Origin of the sequence: Rhodococcus sovatensis (assembly GCF_037327425.1) — a bacterium.
In the GTDB taxonomy this organism is placed as follows: domain Bacteria; phylum Actinomycetota; class Actinomycetes; order Mycobacteriales; family Mycobacteriaceae; genus Rhodococcoides; species Rhodococcoides sovatense.
This window is the reverse complement of sequence record NZ_CP147846.1, coordinates 5,908,006-5,926,997: the sequence shown is the minus strand read 5'-3', so window position 1 is coordinate 5,926,997 and position 18,992 is coordinate 5,908,006. Positions and strand designations below refer to the sequence as shown.

Sequence of the window (18,992 nt, the reverse complement as noted above, 5' to 3'; positions counted from 1 at the left end):
CTAGAGCGTGTCTCCCAAATTTGAGAGGTGCTGTCAGCGATGATATTTCGATGACGCGCGTGGGAGTGATCAGTGACGAGTTCTGGGAGATCGTCGAGCCAGTGATACCCACCGACGTGGGAAAACGTGGGCGGCGGTTCGCCGAGCACCGGCGAATTCTGGAGGGCATCGCATACCGATTCCGTACCGGGTGTCCGTGGCGAGATCTGCCGGAGGACTTCGGTCCGTGGCAGACGGTGTGGAAACGCCACCACCGATGGTCCTTCGATGGCACCTACGACGAGATGCTTGCCGCGGTGGCCGAGGTGTTCGGTCTCGACCCGGAAGAACTCGACGGCGATATCGGGGCGGTGCTCTCGATCGACTCGACCAGCGTCCGGGCGCATCAGCATGCGGCCGGTGCGCGAGCCGACACTCTCACAGGGGGCCTTGTCGAATTACAAGAAATCCGTCGACGAACCCGCTGACCACGCGCTGGGTCGATCTCGCGGAGGATTCACCACGAAGATCCATGCACTGACCGACCTGACGTGCTCGCCGGTGACGATGCTGCTGACCGGTGGGCAAGCCGGGGACAATCCACAGTTGGTGCCGTTGCTCGATGCCCACCGAGCTGCCGGTGGGGACCAGGACTACCGATTGCTCGCCGACAAGGCGTACACCCATCCCAGTACCCGCACCGAACTGCGTCGCCGCAAGATCAAACACACCATTCCCGAGCGCAGCGACCAGAAGCAGCGACGGGCCGACAAGGGGTCCGCCGGTGGTCGTCCACCGGGTTTCGATCCGACGATGTACAAGCACCGCAACACCGTCGAGCGTGGCTTCGGGCGGCTCAAACAGTGGCGTGGTGTGGCCACTCGATATGACAAGTACGCCATGACATTCCTCGGGGGCGTTGTCCTGTGCGCGGCAGTTCTGCACTCCCGCAACCACAACCACCGCCCGGCGATGAAAACGAAAACGGACCCAATTTAAGAGACACGCTCTAGGAGCCATCTGTGGCGCTGGGTGTTGGCTGCGCTCGGCGGCCTGGCGCTGTGCGTGGTCTCGATCCTCGTTGCCATCACACTGGGTCCCGCGAACATCTCGTTGGTCAACGTCCGTGATGTGGTGCTGAACCATCTCGGCATCACGGACGTGCCGGTGAAGGTGTCGAAGAATGCGATCGTCTGGGAAGAGCGGCTGCCACGAGCACTGGTCGCTGCCGCCAGCGGCGTCGGCCTCGGCATCTGCGGTGTCATCATGCAGTCGCTGCTGCGCAATCCGCTGGCGGACCCGTTCGTGCTCGGCGTCTCCTCCGGTGCATCGACGGGTGCCGTCGTGGTCGGTGTCCTCGGTGTCGGAGGTGCCGCGCTCGGCCTGTCCGGGGGTGCGTTCATCGGTGCACTCGTCGCGTTCGGCCTGGTGCTCTTTCTCGCCCGAATGTCCGGCAGCGGCAACGATCGCGTCATCCTCGCCGGCGTAGCAACCACTCAATTGTTCTCGGCCCTCACTTCGTTCGTGATCTTCGCGTTCGCCGATTCCGACGAGACCCGCGGAGTGATGTTCTGGCTGCTCGGTTCGTTCGAGGGTGTGCGCTGGAACGACGTCGTGCTGTGTGTGACCGTGGCCGGCATCGGCGCAGTTGTGTGCTGTTACTACGCGTACGTGCTCGACGCGTTCGCGTTCGGCAACTCGGTGGCGTCCTCGCTGGGATTCGACGTCAAGAAGGTTCGGCTGGCGCTGCTCGTCGGCACCGCTCTGATCACCGCGACTCTCGTCAGCGTGGCCGGTGCCATCGGTTTCGTCGGCCTGATTCTTCCGCATGCTGCGCGACTGCTGGTGGGGCCCAATCACAGTCGCCTGGTGCCGACGACCGCGATCATCGGCGCGATCTTCATGGTCTGGGTCGACGCCGTCTCGCGGGTCGCGTTTGCGCCGACTCCACTGCCAGTGGGCGTCGGAACCGCGCTGGTCGGCGTTCCAGCCTTCATCGCAATCATGGCCCGCAGAAGGGGAATTCGATGACCCTGCACGCCTCGAACGTCTCCTGGAAACGGGGCGGCACTCTGGTGGTGGACGGGGTCACGCTGCATCCAGGCCCCGGTCGCATGGTGGGGTTGTTGGGCCCCAACGGTTCCGGCAAGTCCTCGCTGCTCCAGCTCATGGCCGGAGCAGCCAAACCCACCTCGGGCGTCATCGAACTCGACGGTGCAGAACTGTCCTCGATACGGCGCAAGGAGGTTGCTAGGGCCGTCGCCGTCGTCGGTCAGCACGCCCACACCGACGTCGATGTGACGGTCCGCGACGTGGTGCGGCTCGGGCGAATCCCGCATCGCGGAGCCTTCGGTGGCAACGACGCCGACGAGGACGCCGTCACCGACGCACTCATGCAGACCGGGCTAACCGACAAAGCGGACCGGCTATGGCGCGCACTGTCGGGAGGCGAACAGCAGCGAACCCACATCGCTCGCGCGCTCGCTCAGCAACCCCGCGAGATGCTGCTGGACGAACCCACCAACCACCTCGACATACACCATCAACTCGAACTCCTGGCACTTGTGGCGCGCCTGCCGATCACCAGCATCGTCGCGCTGCACGACCTGAACCTGGCCGCGATGTTCTGCGACGAAGTACTGGTACTCAAGGCCGGTACCGTCGTCGCGGGCGGCAGACCCGCGGATGTGCTTACCGAGGAACTCATCGCCGAGGTCTATGAGGTACGGGCGCGAGTGTCCGTCGACGGCGACGACAGTCGAGTGCACATCCGATTCGACGCAGCGGCCGGACACGCGCTCTTCGAAGAGAAGCACACCGCAGGTATGCGGGCCTCTTCCCGCTCCTGATCGGCATCGACCACGAGCGTGACGGTCACCCACTCTGCGAGGCTCCAGTACCTACGGAACCAGCAAGGTTTCTTTACTGTCCCATCGGACCGCCGCAGACCATACTGGAACTCCCAGCAGCGAGGAGGAACGGTGAGCTCGGCCTACTGGCGTCAATCCATCGAAGCGCAGGTGTCCGCGGTCCACGACGGAAACGTCACCGCCGAGGACCTCGCACAACAAGTTCGTGACGCGATAACGCAACGAGAAGACACGCTCCATGCATGGGTCGAGTTGAACGACCTGGCGCAGCAACCTACTGGAGAGAGAAGTGGACCGCTGGTCGGCATTTCGCTGGGGGTCAAGGATCTCATCGACGTCGAGGGGCTTCCCACACGCGCTGGTTCTACGGTCACCCCGGTCGGACCCGCGCCGAGCGATGCGCACTGTGCCGCCCGTTTTCGTGAGCTCGGGGCAATTGTCCAAGGCAAAACCGTCACTACCGAATTCGGCTACTTCGCACCCGGGCCGACCCGAAATCCACATTCCCCCGAACACACCCCTGGCGGGTCCTCCAGCGGTTCGGCCGCGGCGGTCGGCGCTGGTGTCGTCCCGTTGGCGTTGGGGACGCAGACCGCAGGGTCACTGACACGACCAGCGTCGTACTGCGGTGCTGCCGGCCTCGTTCTCACTCAGGGCGCCACGAGCCTTCGCGGTGTCACCGGTCTGAGCGAATCGCTCGATACCCTGGGAATGATCGCTCGGACCACCGAAGACCTGCGGTACGCGTACTCAGCATTCCACGGTCCGGCCGACGCCGCGCCGACCTCAGAACCGGTCCGCAGAGCTCTGGTGTGGCACGGTAGCGACCTGGACGCTGTGGAGCCGTCGGCGGTGACACCATGTTGATCTCTTCGTCGTCGAGCACCGGTTCTCGAGCTAGGCCGTACGTGAGGCTGCGTGCATCGACGCTTTCTGCTGCGACCCGTGTCTTCAGTCCGCTCAAATAGTTGGTCGATGCCGCCAGAGGTTGGCCCAGTTCGTGCGCCGATATCATCGCCGTGTAGCCCAACAAGGCCAAACCAGCGCCGCCCGTCCCAACTCGACGTCCGAGACCGGCCGTCACATAGGCGTAGAAGGCACCTGCGTCGACGACGTACCGACTCATCGCCGAATACCCGACGCTGAACAGAAGCAACACCGCCGCAGATACGACGTAGGTCATCGGCGTCGCAACACCGTTGCCGAGGGCAAGCATGACCGGGAGCGCTCCACCGATCGCGGTGAGAGGAGCCGCAGCAGCGACGACTAGAAGAACAACACCGAACACGCCGAGGGTTCCGCGGAGTCGATGCGCCTCGCGTTGTCGTTCCGGAGCAGAGGTGGGTGATTCACTCATGTTCGACCTCGATTGTGGGTGTCCGCTGGAATGAGGCTGTCGACATCGCTGCGCGGCCCGACGAACCCGGTGAGTTGGGCCGCTACGGCGTCGACGGAAACCTCGGTGAGCCAGGTCACCATTGCCCTGGTTCGGACGACTATACGTACTGGGCTCGGCCACACCAACAGGTTGCGAAAAATCGAGGCGCTCTTTCGAGAAACTACCGATATCTGTTGTGGAATAACCACTTTCGCCAGGTGGTCGATACGACGTTCGCTAAAGGAATTCCCAATTGCGGAGGTAGGTGGACGAGTCCAGAATCGATGTTCGAGCAGGCGCAAAGCGCGTCATGGTGATGGTGATGGGTGCGGAAGAAACAGGAAGGTTATATATACAAGATGTAAATTTCCAAGACCTGTATTGACAAGTTGGCCTCGAGGGGCAACAGTCTGTACATGCACAATCAACGAAACTACGACGTCGTGGTCGTCGGCTCCGGCATCGTCGGCCTCGCGCACGCGTATCACGCCTACCAGCGGGGACTGACGGTCGCCGTTGTCGATCATGCCGACACCATCGCCGGTGCGTCGGTCCAGAACTTCGGGCACGCCTGCATCACTGCACAATCAGGCGAGGCACTGCGCTACGCAAAGGCGGGACGCAAGCACTGGTTGGACCTGTCTCGCACCGCGGGCTTCTGGTCGCACGAGTCGGGTACACACTGCGTCGCCCGACACAACGACGAACTCGCTGTCCTCCAGCAATTCGCCGACGCTCGCGGTCCCGAGCAGGCTCAGCTCCTCGATCGTGTCCAGATCCTCGACCGCCTCCCAATCTCGGCGGACGGTGTCGTCGGAGGTACGTACATGCCTCTCGATCTCCAGGTCGACCCCCGTCGAGCCGCGCCGTCGATCGCGCAGTGGCTGGAAAGATCCGGCGTCGATTTCTACTGGCGAACGGCAGCAACATCATTCGACACCGGTACCGTGCATACTTCCCGCGGAGATCTGCACGCCGACGCCATCTTCGTGACGGTCAACTACGACATCGACCGCCTCTTCCCCGAGTACGCCGAACGGGGCGGACTTCTGCGATGCCGTCTGCACATGATGCGCGCGCGGATCGAACTCTCGGCGCCGCTACCGACTCCCCTGTTCACCGGTTGGTCGCTACTTCGGTACTCCGGATTCGAGGGGTTGCCCGCAGTCGCTGACGTTGCATCCCGGCTCAGCAAACAATACCCGGACTACGTCGCACTCGACCTGCACCAGATGTACACCCCACAGCCGGACGGCTCGATCCTGATCGGCGACACCCACATTCGCGACATCTCGTCGTCACCGTTTCAAAGCGAATCGGGATTCGACGCCTTGATCACCGAAGCGAAAGCCATGTTCGGCGTCGACCGGATCGAGGTCAGCGAACGCTGGCAGGGCGTCTACAGCTCGGCACAGGACTCGGAATTCCTTCTCGTCGAACCGATCCCGGGAATCCACGTCGTCACCGTCACCACAGGCATCGGCATGACCACCAGCATGGGACTGGCCGAATCCAGTCTCGACAACACACTCGAACAGCACACCACCACCCCGATAGGAGTCGACGCATGAATATCCCCGATACCCATCCGATCAGCCTCGTCGTGTTCGACATGGCCGGAACCACCGTCGAAGACAGCGGACTGGTGCAGCAGTCCTTCGCCGCCGCAGACCAGCATGCAGAACTCTCACGCGACCCAGCGGACAAGGCCCGCATGCTGGCCTACGTCACCGACACAATGGGCCAGTGCAAGATCGACGTATTCCGACACCTCAGCGGGGGCAACGAAGAACAAGCCCAGTCCGCCAACAAAGCTTTCGAGCGCTGCTACGGCCGACAGGTCTGCGATGGCAATTGCAGCGCTGTCCAGGTGCGGAAGAGCTGTTGCGCTCTTTGCGTTTTGCCCAGGAGACACAGCAGGCAATTCTCTCTACGCTCGCGTGGCAGGACATTGCCGACGTCGTCCTGTGCCCCGGAGACGGGGTCCGGGGGCGACCCTTCCCCGATATGCCGCTGACCGCTTCTCCGCACAGGCGCCCCGTCGGTGCAGTCCATGCTGGTCGTCGGCGACACCACCTCCGACATCACCAGCGGTCTCCGGTCGCTTTTCTCGCGGCTCGAGCTCAGGTGTCGGGCGCGATCATGCGCGGATCGACCGTCCGTGAGTTGACGATGCTGAAGACCACCTGGTCCGATCGGTAGCGGTCGTCCGCGTATTCGAACGCTGTTCCGTTCTCATCGCGCGAGGTGCGGCGTTCACGCAACAACGGGCTCCCCACGGCAATACCGAGACTGTCGGCGTCGACCGAATCGGCAGATACCGCATCGAGAACGTGCGACATCGACTCGAACCGCACCCCGCGGCCGGTGAGGTAGTCGGTGATCGAGCCCGAATCGGTATCGAAATCGAACAACAACGACCCCACGGTATCGACGAAGACACTTCGTTCGATCATCGTGGGTTCGTTGTCGAGATACCGAACACGAACAACTTCGACCACGAAATCACTGGACTCGATCCCCAACGCTCCTGCAGCCGACGACGATGCCCGACGACGTGAAACCTCGAGAGTCTTGCTTCCTGCCTCCCGCCCCGTTCTCCGAGCCCACTGGGAGAACGGAGTGAAGGTGTCCAACGTCTGTGCCGCATCACCGGAACGAACCACAGCCGGACGTCCCTGGGACAACTGAATCAGTCCCTCGGCGGACAGCGACGCCAGTGCCTGACGTACCGGGCCACGGGAGACCTCGTACTGCGCGCACAACGTGCTTTCGCTCGGGAGCGACCGGCCTACCGCGTATTCGCCGCTGGTGATCAGTGAGCGGAGTTGCCGGGCGACGAACTCGTGCCTGGCTTCGGCCACGTTCGATCACCTCCCAGGACTGGAACAATTCACCTCATCGTATGCCGTTGCCGACAGATCAGGGACCTCAGGTGTTCGCCAGCGAATCGGTGGGAGTGCCGCCCTGAGTCGGTGCCACCGATGACCGCAGTATTCCAGGAGGCGCCACAGCCAGGACGCGGGTCAGCTCGGTGAGAGGCACCGGCGCATCGACCAACTCGGCCCACGGGTACTTTTCGCGAGTCGCATCGAGAAATGCAATTGCCTGTGCGAGATGGCGAGGCTCGTAGTTGTGTATTCCGGTGATGGTCAACCACCGTCGTACGACCGCCTCGGGATCGACGGCGATCGGCGGGCCCGGAGTGACCGATCCAGCGAGGACGAGACGTCCACCGGTATCGAGCCGTCCGAGCGCAGTTTGCACCGCCGCCGCGGAACCAGTGAAGTCGATGGCCACGTCCGTCGATTCTCCGTCATCGTCGATCGCCCCGAATGAACGAGACAAGTTCTGCCGCAGTGGATTGTGATCGATGACGCGGACCGTCGAGGCTTCCCGTTCTGCTGACGCAGCTGCCGCGGAGACACCGAGCATCCCGGCGCCGTAGATCAACACCCGTTTGCCGGCGAGGGCGCCCGCAGCTTCCAGCGCTGCCATGACGGTCGCCGTCGCACATGCTGCGGGCGCGGCGACCGCGTCGGGCATCGAGTCCGGAACCTGTACGACGGCTGTGCCTCGCGGCAGGACGATGTGCTCGGCGTACGATCCACTCAAAACCCAATCACCGACGGCTGATTCGTGCCCTACCTTGCGCACATCGACACACTTGGCGGTGAATCCGGACGCGCAGCGTGGGCAGTTCCCGCATGGGACGGTGACGGACCACACAACACGGTCCCCGACGACGACCGACGCGGCAGCCCCGGCTCCGGCCGGTCGGCCTCCGTCGCCGACAGCGACCACGCGGCCGACAGCCTCGTGGCCGAGAACGGACGGGCACGCGGCGGGGCGTCGACCCGACACGGTATGCAGGTCACTCCCGCACACCGTGGCCAGGTCGACACCGACAAGGATGTCACCCGGCCCCAACTCAGGGATGTCGAGCGTCCGAATGTCGATGCCGTCCGGGGTCCATACCGCGGCCTGCGTTACACGAGGAGTGATCTGATCCATCCGGAGATCCTTTCGACTGCGTAGACGACGACAAAGATGACGAGAACGATGGCGCCGGCGACGTCGAAATTCAGAGTGCGAATCGACTCGAACAACAGGAATCCGATGCCGCCTGCGCCAACGATTCCAAGGATGGTCGAGGTCCGGATGTTGACATCGAGCAAGTAGAGGCTCGACCCGACCATCGACGGCACTGCCTGCGGGATCACCGCATTGACGATCTTGTTCCACCACCCACCACCGACGGACGCCACAGCTTCGAGCGGACCGGGATCGATTTCCTCGACGGCGTCCGCGACGAGCTTGCCCAGAAACCCGACCGAACCGACAGCGAGGGCACACGTGCCTGCGACCGGCCCGAGTCCGAGCGCGGCGACAAAGACCACCGCGAGTATCAGTTCGGGTACCGCGCGCACCAACAGAATCCACGCCCGCGCCAGCCAGTAGACCACCGGATGTGGCGTCACGTTGCGGGCAGCGAGTATTCCGACCGGAATCGAGAGCACGACGCCGATCGCCGTGGCGACGATACCGATCGCCGTGGCGACGATACCGATCGCGACGGTCTGAACGGCGGCATCGACCAGTTCGACGCCGAGAGAGGAGAAGTCCGGCGGCACCATGCGGCCGAAGACCTCGATCGACGGTCCGATCCAGGTGAACAGAGACCAGGGGCTGATCTCGAGTACAACGAACGAGGCGACGGTGGACACGACCAGTACCGCAGAGGCACCGATCTTCATCGCTCGATCGCGACGGGGTCCGGCCGCGGACGGAACGAGCAACATCCGCCTGAGCGCGATGGCCGCGAGTTCCATTGCCGCGATGATGACCAGGATGACCAGAACGATTCCGAGCGCACGCGGGTAGATCAGTCCCCGCAGCGCATCCTGCAACGCGAAGCCGATACCCCCTGCCCCGACGAAGCCGAGGACGACAGACATTCGCAGGTTGATGTCGATCCGGTAGACGAACGCACCGATCCACGCTGGAACCACCTGCGGAACAACGGCATTGACCATCTCCCGGATGTACCCCACACCAGTCGCGCGAATCGCTTCGCGCGGGCCGTTGTCGACCTCCTCTATGGCGTCGGCGAACAGCTTGCCGAGCATGCCGATCGAGTGCAGTGCGAGCGCGAGAATGCCGGGTAGCACGCCGATCCCGAGTGCCCGCACGAACAGGACCGCGAACAGCAGATCGGGCATCGCGCGACAGAACGTGATGACGGCCCGCGCCACCGTGTACACGATCGGGTGTGGGGTGGTGTTGCGCGCGGCGAGAAAGGCAAGGGGGACCGAGACGATGGCGGCCAGGACAGTCCCGAGAACCGCCATCAGCAAGGTGTCGAACGCCAGGGAGACGATCCGGCCGGTGTCGTCGACACGTGGTGGAAGCATTCGCGCCACCAGACGCTGGACGTCTTCGACGCCGTCGATGAGCGCCGTGGGGGCGAACTCGATGTAGTTGGCCGACAGGATCGTCAGGACGACAGCGATCGCACCGAGTGACGGAAGGAGCCAGCGTCGCCGCGTCACGGGCTGCGGTCGTTCGGTTTTCGGTTCCAGGGTGATCGTCATGTGGACTCGGCCCGTGTCGTTTCCGTCATCGTCCGTATATCGCCTGCTGGGGCGATGCGCTGGTAGATCGGCATGATGTCCTCGCGTGACAGACCTGCTGCCGGCCGATCGAGCACGACCTCTCCATCTCGAAGACCCACGAGCCGATGGGCCCAGCCGAGAGCGAGATCAACCTGGTGCAGGGTGCACACGACCGTCAACTTCTCCTCGGTACAGACGCGTTGCAGCAGATCCATGACGATGCCCGCGTTCTCCGGGTCGAGGGAGGCGACGGGTTCGTCGGCGAGAACGATGGAAGGCCGCTGCATCAACGTGCGTGCGATAGCGACGCGCTGCTGTTGTCCGCCGGACAGGGTGTCCGCGCGGCGCTCGGCGAAATCGACGAGGCCGACGCGGTCGAGGCACCGCAGCGCCTCGGCCCGCATTGCCTTGGGGTAGGTCACCGCGCCGTAGCGCGGAATCGTCAAACGACCGAGGCCACCGACGAGAACGTTCTCGATGCAGCTGAGACGTCCGACGAGGTTGAAGTGCTGAAAGATGAAGCCGACGTTCTTGCGCAGCTCCCGCTTTCGTTTTCGAGATGCCAGGTCGACACGGGTGTCGAGTGCGGTGATGTTGCCCGAGGTGATCGGGTGCAGTCCGTTGATGCAGCGCAGCAGCGTGGACTTTCCAGAACCCGAAAGCCCCAGCAAAACCAGCATTTCGCCGCGATGTACGTCGAGGTTGACGTTCTTCAATGCGGTCGTGGAACCGAACTTCTTGGTGACGTCGTGTGCGCTGACGACGATGTCCTTGCGATCGATCATTCCGGACATGATCAGCCCTGACACTTCTCGGAGCCGGTGACCTCGCATACGTGGCGTACGCCGTCGTAGTCACTGTCCTGTGCAGGCACCACGCCCCATGCGTCTTCGTCGGTGATCCGGCATTCTTCGGCGCAGATCCCGTCGGCAACGAAGGCGTCGGAGTTCATCCCGTCGCTGAAGACGTCTTCGAGTTTCGCGATGGCCTCGGTGCCGAGATCGTTGTTGGCGGCGAAGAGCGACCCTGCGATCGTTTCGGACTTCCACACCGTCTTGAGTTCACCTGGCGCCAGTTCACCGTTGTCGATCATGGTCCGGTCGACCATCGTGTCGAACGCGAACCCGGCGTCGCAGTCTCCAGCCTTGACGGCGAGCGCGGAGGCGTCGTGCCCGCCCGCGTAGATAGGCGTCACACCGGCCGAGATATCCCCCTCGGATCCGGACGCCACGACTCCTTCCTCGATCAGCCCTGCCGACGGGTAGAGGAATCCGGACGTCGAACTCGGGTCGACGAAGCACACCTTCTTGCCTGCATAGTCGGCGAGAGAGTTCACGGAAGCGTTGTCTGCACGCGTGATTCCGTAGGACTGGTAACCGGGCGGGGTTCCTTCGTCCTGTACGACAGCGCCGAGGGGCGTCATCTGCGCCCCGTTGATGCCTGCAACCACGTACGCGAACGGTCCGAAGAAGGCGAGGTCGACGTTGCCTGCGATCAAACCCTCGACGACTCCTGCGTAGTCCGAAGCCTGGACGAACTCGACGGTCGCGCCGGTTTCGCGCTGGAGGCGCTCGATGACCGGGTCGTAGCTGGCCCGCAGATCCGAGGAGTTCTCAGCGGGAATCGCTGCGAGGGTGATTGTTTCAGGAAATCCTTGCTCGGTTGTGGCGTCGGAGTCGGAGCTGGAACAACCCGCCGCAACGAGAGCGGTGACGGAGAGCAAGGCCGCGGCGATACCGGTGCGACGAGCGGTGAGAGTGGTCATGGCTGTGGTGTCCGTTCGGTGAAGTGTGGAGTTCGAGGAAGGAGCAGTCAGGACAGAATCAGAGCGGGGAGATCGGCGACGCTTGCGAGAACATGGGTGGGGTTGGCAGTGCGCAGCTGGTCTTCCGAATGCGCACCGGTGAGTACACCGACGAGCACGGAAGCGCCTGCGCGTCGGCCGGACATTATGTCGTTGGAGGTGTCACCGACGACGGCGACGGCCGCGATGTCGCTGACTTCGGAGTGGAGAGCTGCGGTCAGGACCAAGTCGGGGTGGGGGCGCCCGCGGCCTGCTTCGCCGGGTGCCAGGCAGGCGTCGGCGAGATCGTTCCATCCGAGTGTGTCGAGGATGCGCTGCTGGGTCGACGGTGAGAAGCCCGTCGTCAGAATGACTCTGATACCGGCGTCGCGTAGTTGCGTGATGGTCTCGGCGGCGCCGGGCACGGCCTTCACGCCGTCGTCGATGCGGGCGTCGTAGGCCGCCTCGAATGCAGTGTTGGCGGCCTGCGCTCGGTCCTCGGCGTCGAAGAGTGCGCGGAACACCTCGATCTTCGATTGGCCCATGGTGTCGAGCACGTAGCGGCGGGCGTCGTCGCGCTCGAGGCCATGTTCTGCGAGGCCGACAGAGGATGCTGCGGTGTCGAATGCAGCAATCACCAGGCCATCGTCGGTCACCGTGGTTCCGGCCATATCCATGACGACAAGTTCGATGGCCGGGCCGGGGGCATCGCCGAGTAGGTGGGGCGCGGTGAGCGAGGTCGTGTTGGGCATGGGAGAGACGATGCCGTTTGGTATAGACCAAAGGATGGAACAGAGGTGAACTCGAAGTGAACGGTCTACGACCATTTGGTCTAGACCGACTGCTGTATCGTGAGCCCATGGTTGTCGACTCCGAACCCCGGATGCTCAAGCATCAGGTCGTGCGCAAGAACCTCGACGCGCTCCTCGACGGCCTGGCGCCCGGAGATCCGTTTCCATCCGAACGAGACCTGGCCGAAGAGCACGATGTATCGCGGGAAACGTTGCGGCAGGCTATCCGTGAGTTACTCGTAGCCGGTCGGATAGAAAGACGGGGCCGCGCGACTGTGGTTGCGGCTCCGAAGGTGGTGCTACCCCTTGCGATCGGTTCGTACACCGAAGCAGCTCGCGACAAAGGGCTGTCGGCATCTCGCATCCTCGTCGGCTGGAGTGTCGATGAGGCGAACGAAACGCTCGCCGAACTACTGCACATCGACGCCGGAGATGCCGTCGTGCAACTCGAGCGTGTCTTCACCACCGACGACACCCGAGTGGGTTTGGAGACGACCCGCATCCCTGCCTACCGTATTCCCGGTCTTGTCGAGACTTTCGACTACCGAGTTTCGCTGTATGCGGAACTACGTTCGCGCGGAATCATATTCGGACGCGTTGTCGACAGTATCGAAACGGTTTTGCCCGACGCCCGAGAAGCGGCTTTGCTGTCCGTCGACAGCCGGACACCGATGTTTCTGCTCAACCGTGTGTCCTATGACCGTACGGGCGTACCGATCGAGCATCGACGCTCGCTGTATCGCGGCGACCGTATGACTTTCACGGCCGAGATGGATGCGTGAACTCTTGGGGATGAGCGTTCATCACCGCAGCATGGCCGAGATCCGAGCAGTGGTGTCAGCGGCGGTTGTGGCCACGACATCGTAGTGTGTTGCACCCGGAATCGGAAGATACGTCAGGTCACCGGCGCCGCCCGCAAGTAGTTGAGCGGCTAGGGCGGTAGTTCCGAGCGGGGGCACTACGGCGTCGGCGAGACCTTGCTCGATGACGACCGGGCGCGTGTACCCGACGACAGGCACAGCCATGTAGTCACGGAGAGCCGCGACCAACGTCGGATCGGACAAGGGCCGACTCAACAACTGCTGCGGAGCGATACCGTCGACCGACTGCCGGAGATCACCGATGCACATGTCCTCAGCAGACGCGACCCTCTCACGTCCGAGGTCGCTGAGATAGCTGTTGATGTCGATGTCCGGTCGAGCGTCCTGCAGCCCGTACAGAATGTAGATCAGCGTGGCAGTGATGTTGGTCAGCTGCGCGACCCGCGGCGTCTGCGGCGTCAACACGGCGATGATGTTCTCCACATTCGACGAGGGCGCAATGGCGACGACCCCACGTAAGTCGGGCGAGTTCCCGTATGCAGCGGCCTGGACCCCGGCGGTCAAGGCCGCCGCTCCCCCCTGCGAGTGCCCGGCGGCCACCCAGGTCTGCGACAACTCCGGAAGTGAATCTGCCGCTGCGCCAACGATATCGATCACCGCGCGGGATTCCGATTCGCTGTTCAGGTATTGGTGCCGATCCACAGTTCCCAGGCCGATGTAGTCGGTGGACACGACCGCGATTCCGCTCTCGAGCACATCGGTGAGCAGTGGTTCGGACAGCGCCACCGCAAACGGATCGGGGAGGCCGCGTGCAAGTGCAGTACTCATGGCACAGCCGTCACCGACGCCGACCGTACCCTTCGCCCACGACACCACTGGCCACCCGCCCGGAGGCGGGTTGCCGACAGGCAGGTAAACCTGACCGTTCGCAACCGTCGGACGCCCGTGTTCGTCAGAGGTCGGGTAGGAGATCGCGTAACCGATGCCTGCGCCCCCGATCAACCGCGGGAGCGGACTGAGCACCGTAGATTCGGTGGGGCTCCTCGATGGAGCGGCTGCCGCGACCGGACACCCGAGAGTCACAATCACCACAGACGCCGCGACCACCGCAGATATCCTTTGGAAGCTCACACGCATTCTCCCGCTCGATCGAACTCGCCGGTCCGGACTCGGCCAGTCATCTCGTGTATTCGCGCATAAGAAAATACAGAGGCACGGCGAAACAAATGCCCACCGAGCAGGTACCGAACGGCACCAACCACCAGTGTTTCACGCCGTTCGCCTTCGAATCCAGCCCGGACCAAAGCCAGAACACCACGCTGGTAATCCCGAGATCTGCCGTCAGCGCACGCGTCGGAGTAGATCCGACCCACTCGGAAAAGAACGCGGTTGCGCTGTCCCGACTCACTCCATGTGCCCTGAAGTGAACGACGACGAACGCGTTGGGAACGACGAATCCTAGGATTGTCATGAGCAGTAGCAGACGGCGACGTGTGCGGATCGTGGCGACTCCATCTTGTTTATTCACGCGGACACCATATCCTCGATCGCGTTTCGCCCGAGTACCGCGGAGGCGGCGATGATTCCGCCCTGGGTCGCGCCTACCACTCCTGCTGCAGCTACATCCTGGCCGGCTAGGTACAGACCGGGGACCCCACTGTGCGCACCGAGATCTCGAATCGCAAAACGCGCTGGGCTCGCGGCCAGGGACATGAAGTCGCCGTGACTGCGGCCGAGAAAGTGGTTGAAGCTCAGTGGAGTTGCCAGTTCGGTGTGGTCGATTTTTCCGCGCACCTGCGGGCAAAAATGGTAGACCTGGTCGAGCAGTTCGTCGATGAGTCGAGATTTCAGCGCCTCGTACTCGACGCCACGGTTCATCCACGCGGTGTCGGAGAACTTCTCGAACAGCGACCAGCTGGTCACCCCTGCAATGTCGATTGTGGCCCGATTCGGATGTCGGGCCTCCCAAGTGGAGTCCTTGACCGACGGGAAGGTCAGGAAGAACAGTGGCATCGGTGACGTAGCTGGCTTCTTTTGGAAAGTCTTGATGTGAGCGTCGATATCAGGCTCGGGATGGATCCAGATATTGCCCTGCGGTAGGCCGAGGTCTGCTGCGGACTCCGCGATTCCGATGTTGAGCACGACCCACGGCAAGGACGGGCCCGCGGCGGTGCTCGCGTCGAGTACCGCACGAGCAGTTGGGTTGTCGACCGTGTCGGGCAACAATCCGCCCAGAGTAGGAGCCACACCCGCGCGTCACTGATCACCGCGCTCGCTGTGAACTGTCGCCCGTCTGCCATCTTCACGCCCGTCGCCGTTCCGGTGTCGTCGACCAGAACCGAGGCCACTTCGGCACCGACGAGGACTGCTCCGCCCGCCGAACCGATGACCGCGCCGATGGTTTCTGCGAGCCGCCCGGACCCACCGCGTGGATAGCTGGCACCATCGATGTAGTGCCGAATAAGCATGGCGTGCACGGCAAATGAAGCATCACCCGGGGACAGGCTGTAGTCACCGCAATGGCCGCAGAGTACGGCAATCAGCTCACTGTCGTCGGTCAGTTCCGACAACACCTCGATGACGGTACGATCGGAGTATTCACGGAAGGGACCGCACATTTCGTCGTACGCAGATTCGCCAAATTGTGGCGGCAGCGCGCGATGCGCAAAGAACATGCGTGCCGATCTGTTGACCTGCGATACCACTTCGAGGTATCTGTCGATCGCTGCCACTTCGCTCGGAAAGTACTCTTGCATGCGGGCCGCAAAAGCCTTTTGGCCAGAGGGATACTCATAGGTGTTGTCTCCGACGACTATCGTGTTGTACACGTCGGACATCGGATCCCACTCGAGCTTGCCGTTGCTGATGTAGTCGAAGATTCGACGCAGGCCGCTGTCCGGTCGATGCACCTGACCGATGTAGTGCAACCCGGCGTCCCACTCGTAGCCCGCTCGTCGGAACGTCTGAGTAGCTCCTCCTGCGGTGCTGTGTTTTTCGAGGACGAGGACCCGCTGGCCCGCACGCGCCAGAAACGCTGCAGCGGTGAGGCCTCCGATCCCCGAGCCTATGACGATCGCATCCCAAGACTCGGCGGGACGACTACGCTTGTAGCTTTCTCCGACTGACATGGCATTCTCCTTTTGTTCGTTCGAGTGAGCGACGGGTCCGGCAGAGCCGCGCTAGCCGCAGATGAGATCCTCGGCGGTGTACATGGTCACCTCGGACGCGAAGTTCTTCAGATCTTGTCCCGCCGATGTCATTTCGCTGGACCGCAGTGCCGCTGCCAGGTCGTCCGCAGTCCCGAAACTCAACTGAGCAACCATGTAGAACGGTGTCGAACTGCCTGGACCGAGAGCCCGGCATCGACTCGCAGTAAAACTCGCCAAACCCGGAACCGTCCGAACGATAGGGGCATGGACGGTTGCGTAGTACTGGTCGAACGCGGCTGCGTCCGCCGGCTCGTGGTAACAGATGGAAACACTGAACATGCGTGGAACGCTCCTTGATGTTGAGGTCGATGGGTGAGAGTAATGCCCGATCACTGCGGTGGGCAGTGGCTATCGGGTGCTGTGCGGACGCGCGCGGCGATCAGGGCGGCGAGCGCACGCGGATGCTCGTCGGGAATCCAGTGGGAGCCGTCCAGTATTTCGAGGCGGTAGTCGGCCCTAACGTAACGGCCGGTGAGCTCGGCCCCCGATCGCGCGAGGGAGGTATCTCCGGTGGACCAGACGTGCGTGGTCGGTACCAACACCGCCGCTGAAGTGCGCGGCGATGCGATCATCATTGCCCGGTACCAGTTGATCCCTCCGGTGAGCGCGCCGGACGGGACCACTTCGGTGACGACGCGCTCGACCTCCGAGGGACTCATACCCGTTCTGCGCAAAACCTTTCCGAATGCAGATGGGTTGCTTCGAATCCACCGTTCGGGAAGCCATGGCAGCGCAAAAATTGCCATGTAGACCGCCCGCTTGCCCTGGTCGCTGGTCACCATCGAACACAGAAAGGCCTGGGGGTGCGGAACCGAGACCGTCGTCAGCGATGCCACCGAGTTCGGTCGTGTGGCAGCGACAGCCCACGCCACGAGCGCGCCCCAGTCATGCCCGACGACCGATACCGGTCGCGGCCCGAGCATGTCGATCAATACCGACACATCCGAAGCCAACGCCCCGACCCGATAGGCGAAACGGCCACGCGGGCGAGCCCTAGGCGCGTACCCTCGCTGGTCGAATGCGACTGTGCGGTGTCCACGCAGATGCAGCTCGGCTCGCACCATGTCCCAGGAATGGTGATTCTGCGGAAACCCATGCAGGAGAACAACTATCGGGCCGTCCATCGGACCCTCATCACTGACATCGAACAACAGACGCCCATTCCGGAAGTTCGCGATCCGCGTTGGTTCACTCACGAAATGCCCCTTCGAGTTGCCCGGACCCGCTTACTATAGCATGTGTTATAGCGAGTGAAATAGCCGTCGACCGCACCTCGATCCGTCTACGCACGCCGTGAAATACTCAGATTCATGTCACGATCGACCGACCCGAAAGTACGTTCCGACCTGCTGCACAGCGCAGCGCGACTGATCGCCCAGCACGGCCCCGACGCAGTATCCACGCGAAAGGTCGCTGCAGAGGCCAATACGTCGTCGATGGCCGTGTACACGCATTTCGGCTCTATCGGTGGGTTGATCTCCAGCGTGATCGAGGACGGATTCGCAGCCCTGGCAGAGGAACTCGAATCCGTTGAAAGTACCGATGATCCAGTCCGAGACCTCTTGGCGCTGCTACTGACGAGCATCGGGTTCGCCCGGCGTGAGCCCAAACTGTACGAAGTCCTCTTCGTCACTGCGTCGCTCGGGAAGTACCGTCGTTCGGCACCCACCGAGATGCTCACCGGGCGAGACGGCACCTTTCGTCGCGTCGAGGAAGCCTGCCATCGGGCATGCTCTGCTGGGCGCTTCGTAACGGACTCCGACATCTCCCCGTTGGCCTACCAGTGGTGGAGCGCAGTACACGGCTACGCGATGCTGGAGGTCGCAGGGTTCATCGACCCTGCACCGGGCAGCGAGAAAGTTCTCCTTCCGCTTCTCAGGACCCTGGCACACGGCCTCGGCGACGCACCGATCGACACCGAAATGTCACTGCGCTCGGCGCTGGCGGGATCTCACAACTGACTGGCCATCGCGTCGACCACCAGGTGATACGCCGCCTCGACCCGATCCCTGTCTCCCGTCATCGCAAAATCCATATGCAGCCCGCGCAGGAGCGACAGCACGACCGTGGCCAGGGCTCTAGCCTGCGAGATCTCGGTTCCGACTTCGACCAGAACATCCTCGATCGGTGCGAGCCAATCCGAGATCACCGATTCGGCGAACCAGCCGTACCGATCCGGATCACGCAGTGCGACACCGAACAGCTCGAACAAGAATGTGAACTGCCGGGCCTGGGCGGGGTCCAACCACCGGCCCCACAGAACATCCAACGTCTGTCGGGGATCGAGACCCGCGAGCTCAGGATCGTACGCGAGAGTATCGAGCATGTCGAGATGGATGCTCCGGCAAATCTGTTCGAGCAGTTCATCTTTCGAACCGAACCGCCGAATGAGGGTGGCGATCGTGACCCCGACCGCCTCGGCAAGGGGCCGCATCGTCAGTGTGGCGACACCGTGATCGAGTACATATTGGGTGGCTGCTGCCAACAACTCACCGTCACGGTGCTCCCACCGGACAGTTCGCCCATCGGGCACCGCGTTCATGATC

18 protein-coding genes and 3 pseudogenes are annotated in these 18,992 nt (G+C 62.9%); 8 read left to right on the top strand and 13 right to left on the bottom strand.

Annotated features, from left to right (window positions below):
* Positions 1-50 precede the first annotated feature (50 nt).
* From WDS16_RS27740 to WDS16_RS27710, 6 genes and pseudogenes are all read left to right on the top strand, one after another.
* Positions 51-978 (top strand): annotated as a pseudogene (locus tag WDS16_RS27740) (IS5 family transposase).
* 66 nt (positions 979-1,044) lie between these two features.
* Entirely contained in the window at positions 1,045-2,010 is a 966-nt protein-coding gene (locus WDS16_RS27735; protein WP_338893629.1) for a FecCD family ABC transporter permease, read from the top strand.
* The gene (locus WDS16_RS27730) at positions 2,007-2,828 is read left to right on the top strand and encodes an ABC transporter ATP-binding protein (protein WP_338889426.1); all 822 of its coding nucleotides are present in this window, start codon (positions 2,007-2,009) and stop codon (positions 2,826-2,828) included. Before WDS16_RS27735 ends, WDS16_RS27730 begins: the two co-directional genes overlap by 4 nt.
* 132 nt (positions 2,829-2,960) lie before the next feature.
* A pseudogene (locus WDS16_RS27725) lies at positions 2,961-3,695 on the top strand (amidase family protein); the annotation flags it as partial.
* A gap of 948 nt (positions 3,696-4,643) precedes the next feature.
* Complete coding sequence (locus tag WDS16_RS27715) at positions 4,644-5,798, top strand: TIGR03364 family FAD-dependent oxidoreductase (protein WP_338889424.1); 1,155 nt, start codon at positions 4,644-4,646, stop codon at positions 5,796-5,798.
* Positions 5,795-6,331 (top strand): annotated as a pseudogene (locus WDS16_RS27710) (HAD family hydrolase); the annotation flags it as partial. The gene WDS16_RS27715 and the pseudogene WDS16_RS27710, both read left to right, overlap by 4 nt.
* A gap of 19 nt (positions 6,332-6,350) precedes the next feature.
* Here WDS16_RS27710 and WDS16_RS27705 read toward each other — a convergent pair.
* The 6 genes from WDS16_RS27705 to WDS16_RS27680 all read right to left on the bottom strand — a co-directional run bounded on the left by WDS16_RS27705 (position 6,351) and on the right by WDS16_RS27680 (position 12,377).
* Positions 6,351-7,091 carry a GntR family transcriptional regulator gene (locus WDS16_RS27705; protein ID WP_338889422.1) on the bottom strand — a complete coding sequence of 247 codons (741 nt, stop codon included), beginning with the start codon at positions 7,089-7,091 and terminating at the stop codon, positions 6,351-6,353.
* A gap of 67 nt (positions 7,092-7,158) precedes the next feature.
* A complete protein-coding gene (locus WDS16_RS27700) occupies positions 7,159-8,241 on the bottom strand; it encodes a zinc-binding dehydrogenase (RefSeq protein ID WP_338889420.1) in 1,083 nt (360 codons plus the stop codon).
* Positions 8,217-9,821, bottom strand: coding sequence for a phosphonate ABC transporter, permease protein PhnE (gene phnE / locus WDS16_RS27695; RefSeq protein ID WP_338889418.1), 1,605 nt, complete (start codon positions 9,819-9,821; stop codon positions 8,217-8,219). The genes WDS16_RS27700 and phnE overlap by 25 nt, the downstream gene beginning before the upstream one ends.
* Positions 9,818-10,627, bottom strand: coding sequence for a phosphonate ABC transporter ATP-binding protein (gene phnC / locus WDS16_RS27690; protein ID WP_338889416.1), 810 nt, complete (start codon positions 10,625-10,627; stop codon positions 9,818-9,820). The genes phnE and phnC overlap by 4 nt, the downstream gene beginning before the upstream one ends.
* An 11-nt stretch (positions 10,628-10,638) precedes the next feature.
* Positions 10,639-11,607, bottom strand: coding sequence for a phosphate/phosphite/phosphonate ABC transporter substrate-binding protein (locus tag WDS16_RS27685; RefSeq protein WP_338889415.1), 969 nt, complete (start codon positions 11,605-11,607; stop codon positions 10,639-10,641).
* Positions 11,608-11,654: 47 nt separating this feature from the next.
* A complete protein-coding gene (locus WDS16_RS27680; protein WP_338889414.1) occupies positions 11,655-12,377 on the bottom strand; it encodes a phosphonatase-like hydrolase in 723 nt (240 codons plus the stop codon).
* Between the two features lie 107 nt (positions 12,378-12,484).
* Between WDS16_RS27680 and WDS16_RS27675 the strand changes: the two genes are divergently transcribed.
* A complete protein-coding gene (locus WDS16_RS27675; protein WP_338889413.1) occupies positions 12,485-13,198 on the top strand; it encodes a GntR family transcriptional regulator in 714 nt (237 codons plus the stop codon).
* A gap of 21 nt (positions 13,199-13,219) precedes the next feature.
* Here the strand turns inward: WDS16_RS27675 and WDS16_RS27670 are convergent, their stop codons facing one another.
* The 6 genes from WDS16_RS27670 to WDS16_RS27645 all read right to left on the bottom strand — a co-directional run bounded on the left by WDS16_RS27670 (position 13,220) and on the right by WDS16_RS27645 (position 17,642).
* Positions 13,220-14,260 carry an alpha/beta fold hydrolase gene (locus WDS16_RS27670; protein ID WP_338889412.1) on the bottom strand — a complete coding sequence of 347 codons (1,041 nt, stop codon included), beginning with the start codon at positions 14,258-14,260 and terminating at the stop codon, positions 13,220-13,222.
* A gap of 154 nt (positions 14,261-14,414) precedes the next feature.
* Positions 14,415-14,708 carry a DUF2834 domain-containing protein gene (locus tag WDS16_RS27665; RefSeq protein ID WP_338889411.1) on the bottom strand — a complete coding sequence of 98 codons (294 nt, stop codon included), beginning with the start codon at positions 14,706-14,708 and terminating at the stop codon, positions 14,415-14,417.
* Positions 14,709-14,761: 53 nt separating this feature from the next.
* Complete coding sequence (locus tag WDS16_RS27660; RefSeq protein ID WP_338889410.1) at positions 14,762-15,250, bottom strand: hypothetical protein; 489 nt, start codon at positions 15,248-15,250, stop codon at positions 14,762-14,764.
* The gene (locus WDS16_RS27655) at positions 15,232-16,365 is read right to left on the bottom strand and encodes an NAD(P)/FAD-dependent oxidoreductase (protein WP_338889408.1); all 1,134 of its coding nucleotides are present in this window, start codon (positions 16,363-16,365) and stop codon (positions 15,232-15,234) included. The genes WDS16_RS27660 and WDS16_RS27655 overlap by 19 nt, the downstream gene beginning before the upstream one ends.
* A 51-nt stretch (positions 16,366-16,416) precedes the next feature.
* The gene (locus WDS16_RS27650) at positions 16,417-16,725 is read right to left on the bottom strand and encodes an EthD family reductase (RefSeq protein ID WP_338889407.1); all 309 of its coding nucleotides are present in this window, start codon (positions 16,723-16,725) and stop codon (positions 16,417-16,419) included.
* Positions 16,726-16,775: 50 nt separating this feature from the next.
* Positions 16,776-17,642: an alpha/beta fold hydrolase gene (locus WDS16_RS27645; protein WP_338889405.1), complete on the bottom strand. Its 867-nt coding sequence runs from the start codon at positions 17,640-17,642 to the stop codon at positions 16,776-16,778.
* Positions 17,643-17,756: 114 nt separating this feature from the next.
* Here WDS16_RS27645 and WDS16_RS27640 point away from each other — a divergent pair, with 114 nt between their 5' ends.
* Entirely contained in the window at positions 17,757-18,407 is a 651-nt protein-coding gene (locus WDS16_RS27640) for a TetR/AcrR family transcriptional regulator (RefSeq protein WP_338889404.1), read from the top strand.
* On the opposite strand, the gene WDS16_RS27635 is transcribed toward WDS16_RS27640, so the two are convergent.
* Positions 18,398-18,988: a TetR/AcrR family transcriptional regulator gene (locus WDS16_RS27635; protein ID WP_338889403.1), complete on the bottom strand. Its 591-nt coding sequence runs from the start codon at positions 18,986-18,988 to the stop codon at positions 18,398-18,400. The genes WDS16_RS27640 and WDS16_RS27635 overlap by 10 nt on opposite strands.
* Between the last annotated feature and the right edge of the window lie 4 nt (positions 18,989-18,992).

What these genes read in the sequence shown, in the direction of transcription:
- WDS16_RS27675 (WP_338889413.1), top strand. Translation starts at nt 12,485, where the DNA reads ATGGTTGTCGACTCCGAACCCCGGATGCTCAAGCATCAGGTCGTGCGC.
- WDS16_RS27715 (WP_338889424.1), top strand. Translation starts at nt 4,644, where the DNA reads ATGCACAATCAACGAAACTACGACGTCGTGGTCGTCGGCTCCGGCATC.
- WDS16_RS27650 (WP_338889407.1), bottom strand. Translation starts at nt 16,725, where the DNA reads ATGTTCAGTGTTTCCATCTGTTACCACGAGCCGGCGGACGCAGCCGCG.
- phnE (WP_338889418.1), bottom strand. Translation starts at nt 9,821, where the DNA reads ATGACGATCACCCTGGAACCGAAAACCGAACGACCGCAGCCCGTGACG.
- phnC (WP_338889416.1), bottom strand. Translation starts at nt 10,627, where the DNA reads ATGATCGATCGCAAGGACATCGTCGTCAGCGCACACGACGTCACCAAG.
- WDS16_RS27700 (WP_338889420.1), bottom strand. Translation starts at nt 8,241, where the DNA reads ATGGATCAGATCACTCCTCGTGTAACGCAGGCCGCGGTATGGACCCCG.
- WDS16_RS27640 (WP_338889404.1), top strand. Translation starts at nt 17,757, where the DNA reads ATGTCACGATCGACCGACCCGAAAGTACGTTCCGACCTGCTGCACAGC.
- WDS16_RS27660 (WP_338889410.1), bottom strand. Translation starts at nt 15,250, where the DNA reads ATGCCACTGTTCTTCCTGACCTTCCCGTCGGTCAAGGACTCCACTTGG.
- WDS16_RS27730 (WP_338889426.1), top strand. Translation starts at nt 2,007, where the DNA reads ATGACCCTGCACGCCTCGAACGTCTCCTGGAAACGGGGCGGCACTCTG.
- WDS16_RS27635 (WP_338889403.1), bottom strand. Translation starts at nt 18,988, where the DNA reads ATGAACGCGGTGCCCGATGGGCGAACTGTCCGGTGGGAGCACCGTGAC.
- WDS16_RS27680 (WP_338889414.1), bottom strand. Translation starts at nt 12,377, where the DNA reads ATGCCCAACACGACCTCGCTCACCGCGCCCCACCTACTCGGCGATGCC.
- WDS16_RS27685 (WP_338889415.1), bottom strand. Translation starts at nt 11,607, where the DNA reads ATGACCACTCTCACCGCTCGTCGCACCGGTATCGCCGCGGCCTTGCTC.
- WDS16_RS27665 (WP_338889411.1), bottom strand. Translation starts at nt 14,708, where the DNA reads ATGACAATCCTAGGATTCGTCGTTCCCAACGCGTTCGTCGTCGTTCAC.
- WDS16_RS27655 (WP_338889408.1), bottom strand. Translation starts at nt 16,365, where the DNA reads ATGTCAGTCGGAGAAAGCTACAAGCGTAGTCGTCCCGCCGAGTCTTGG.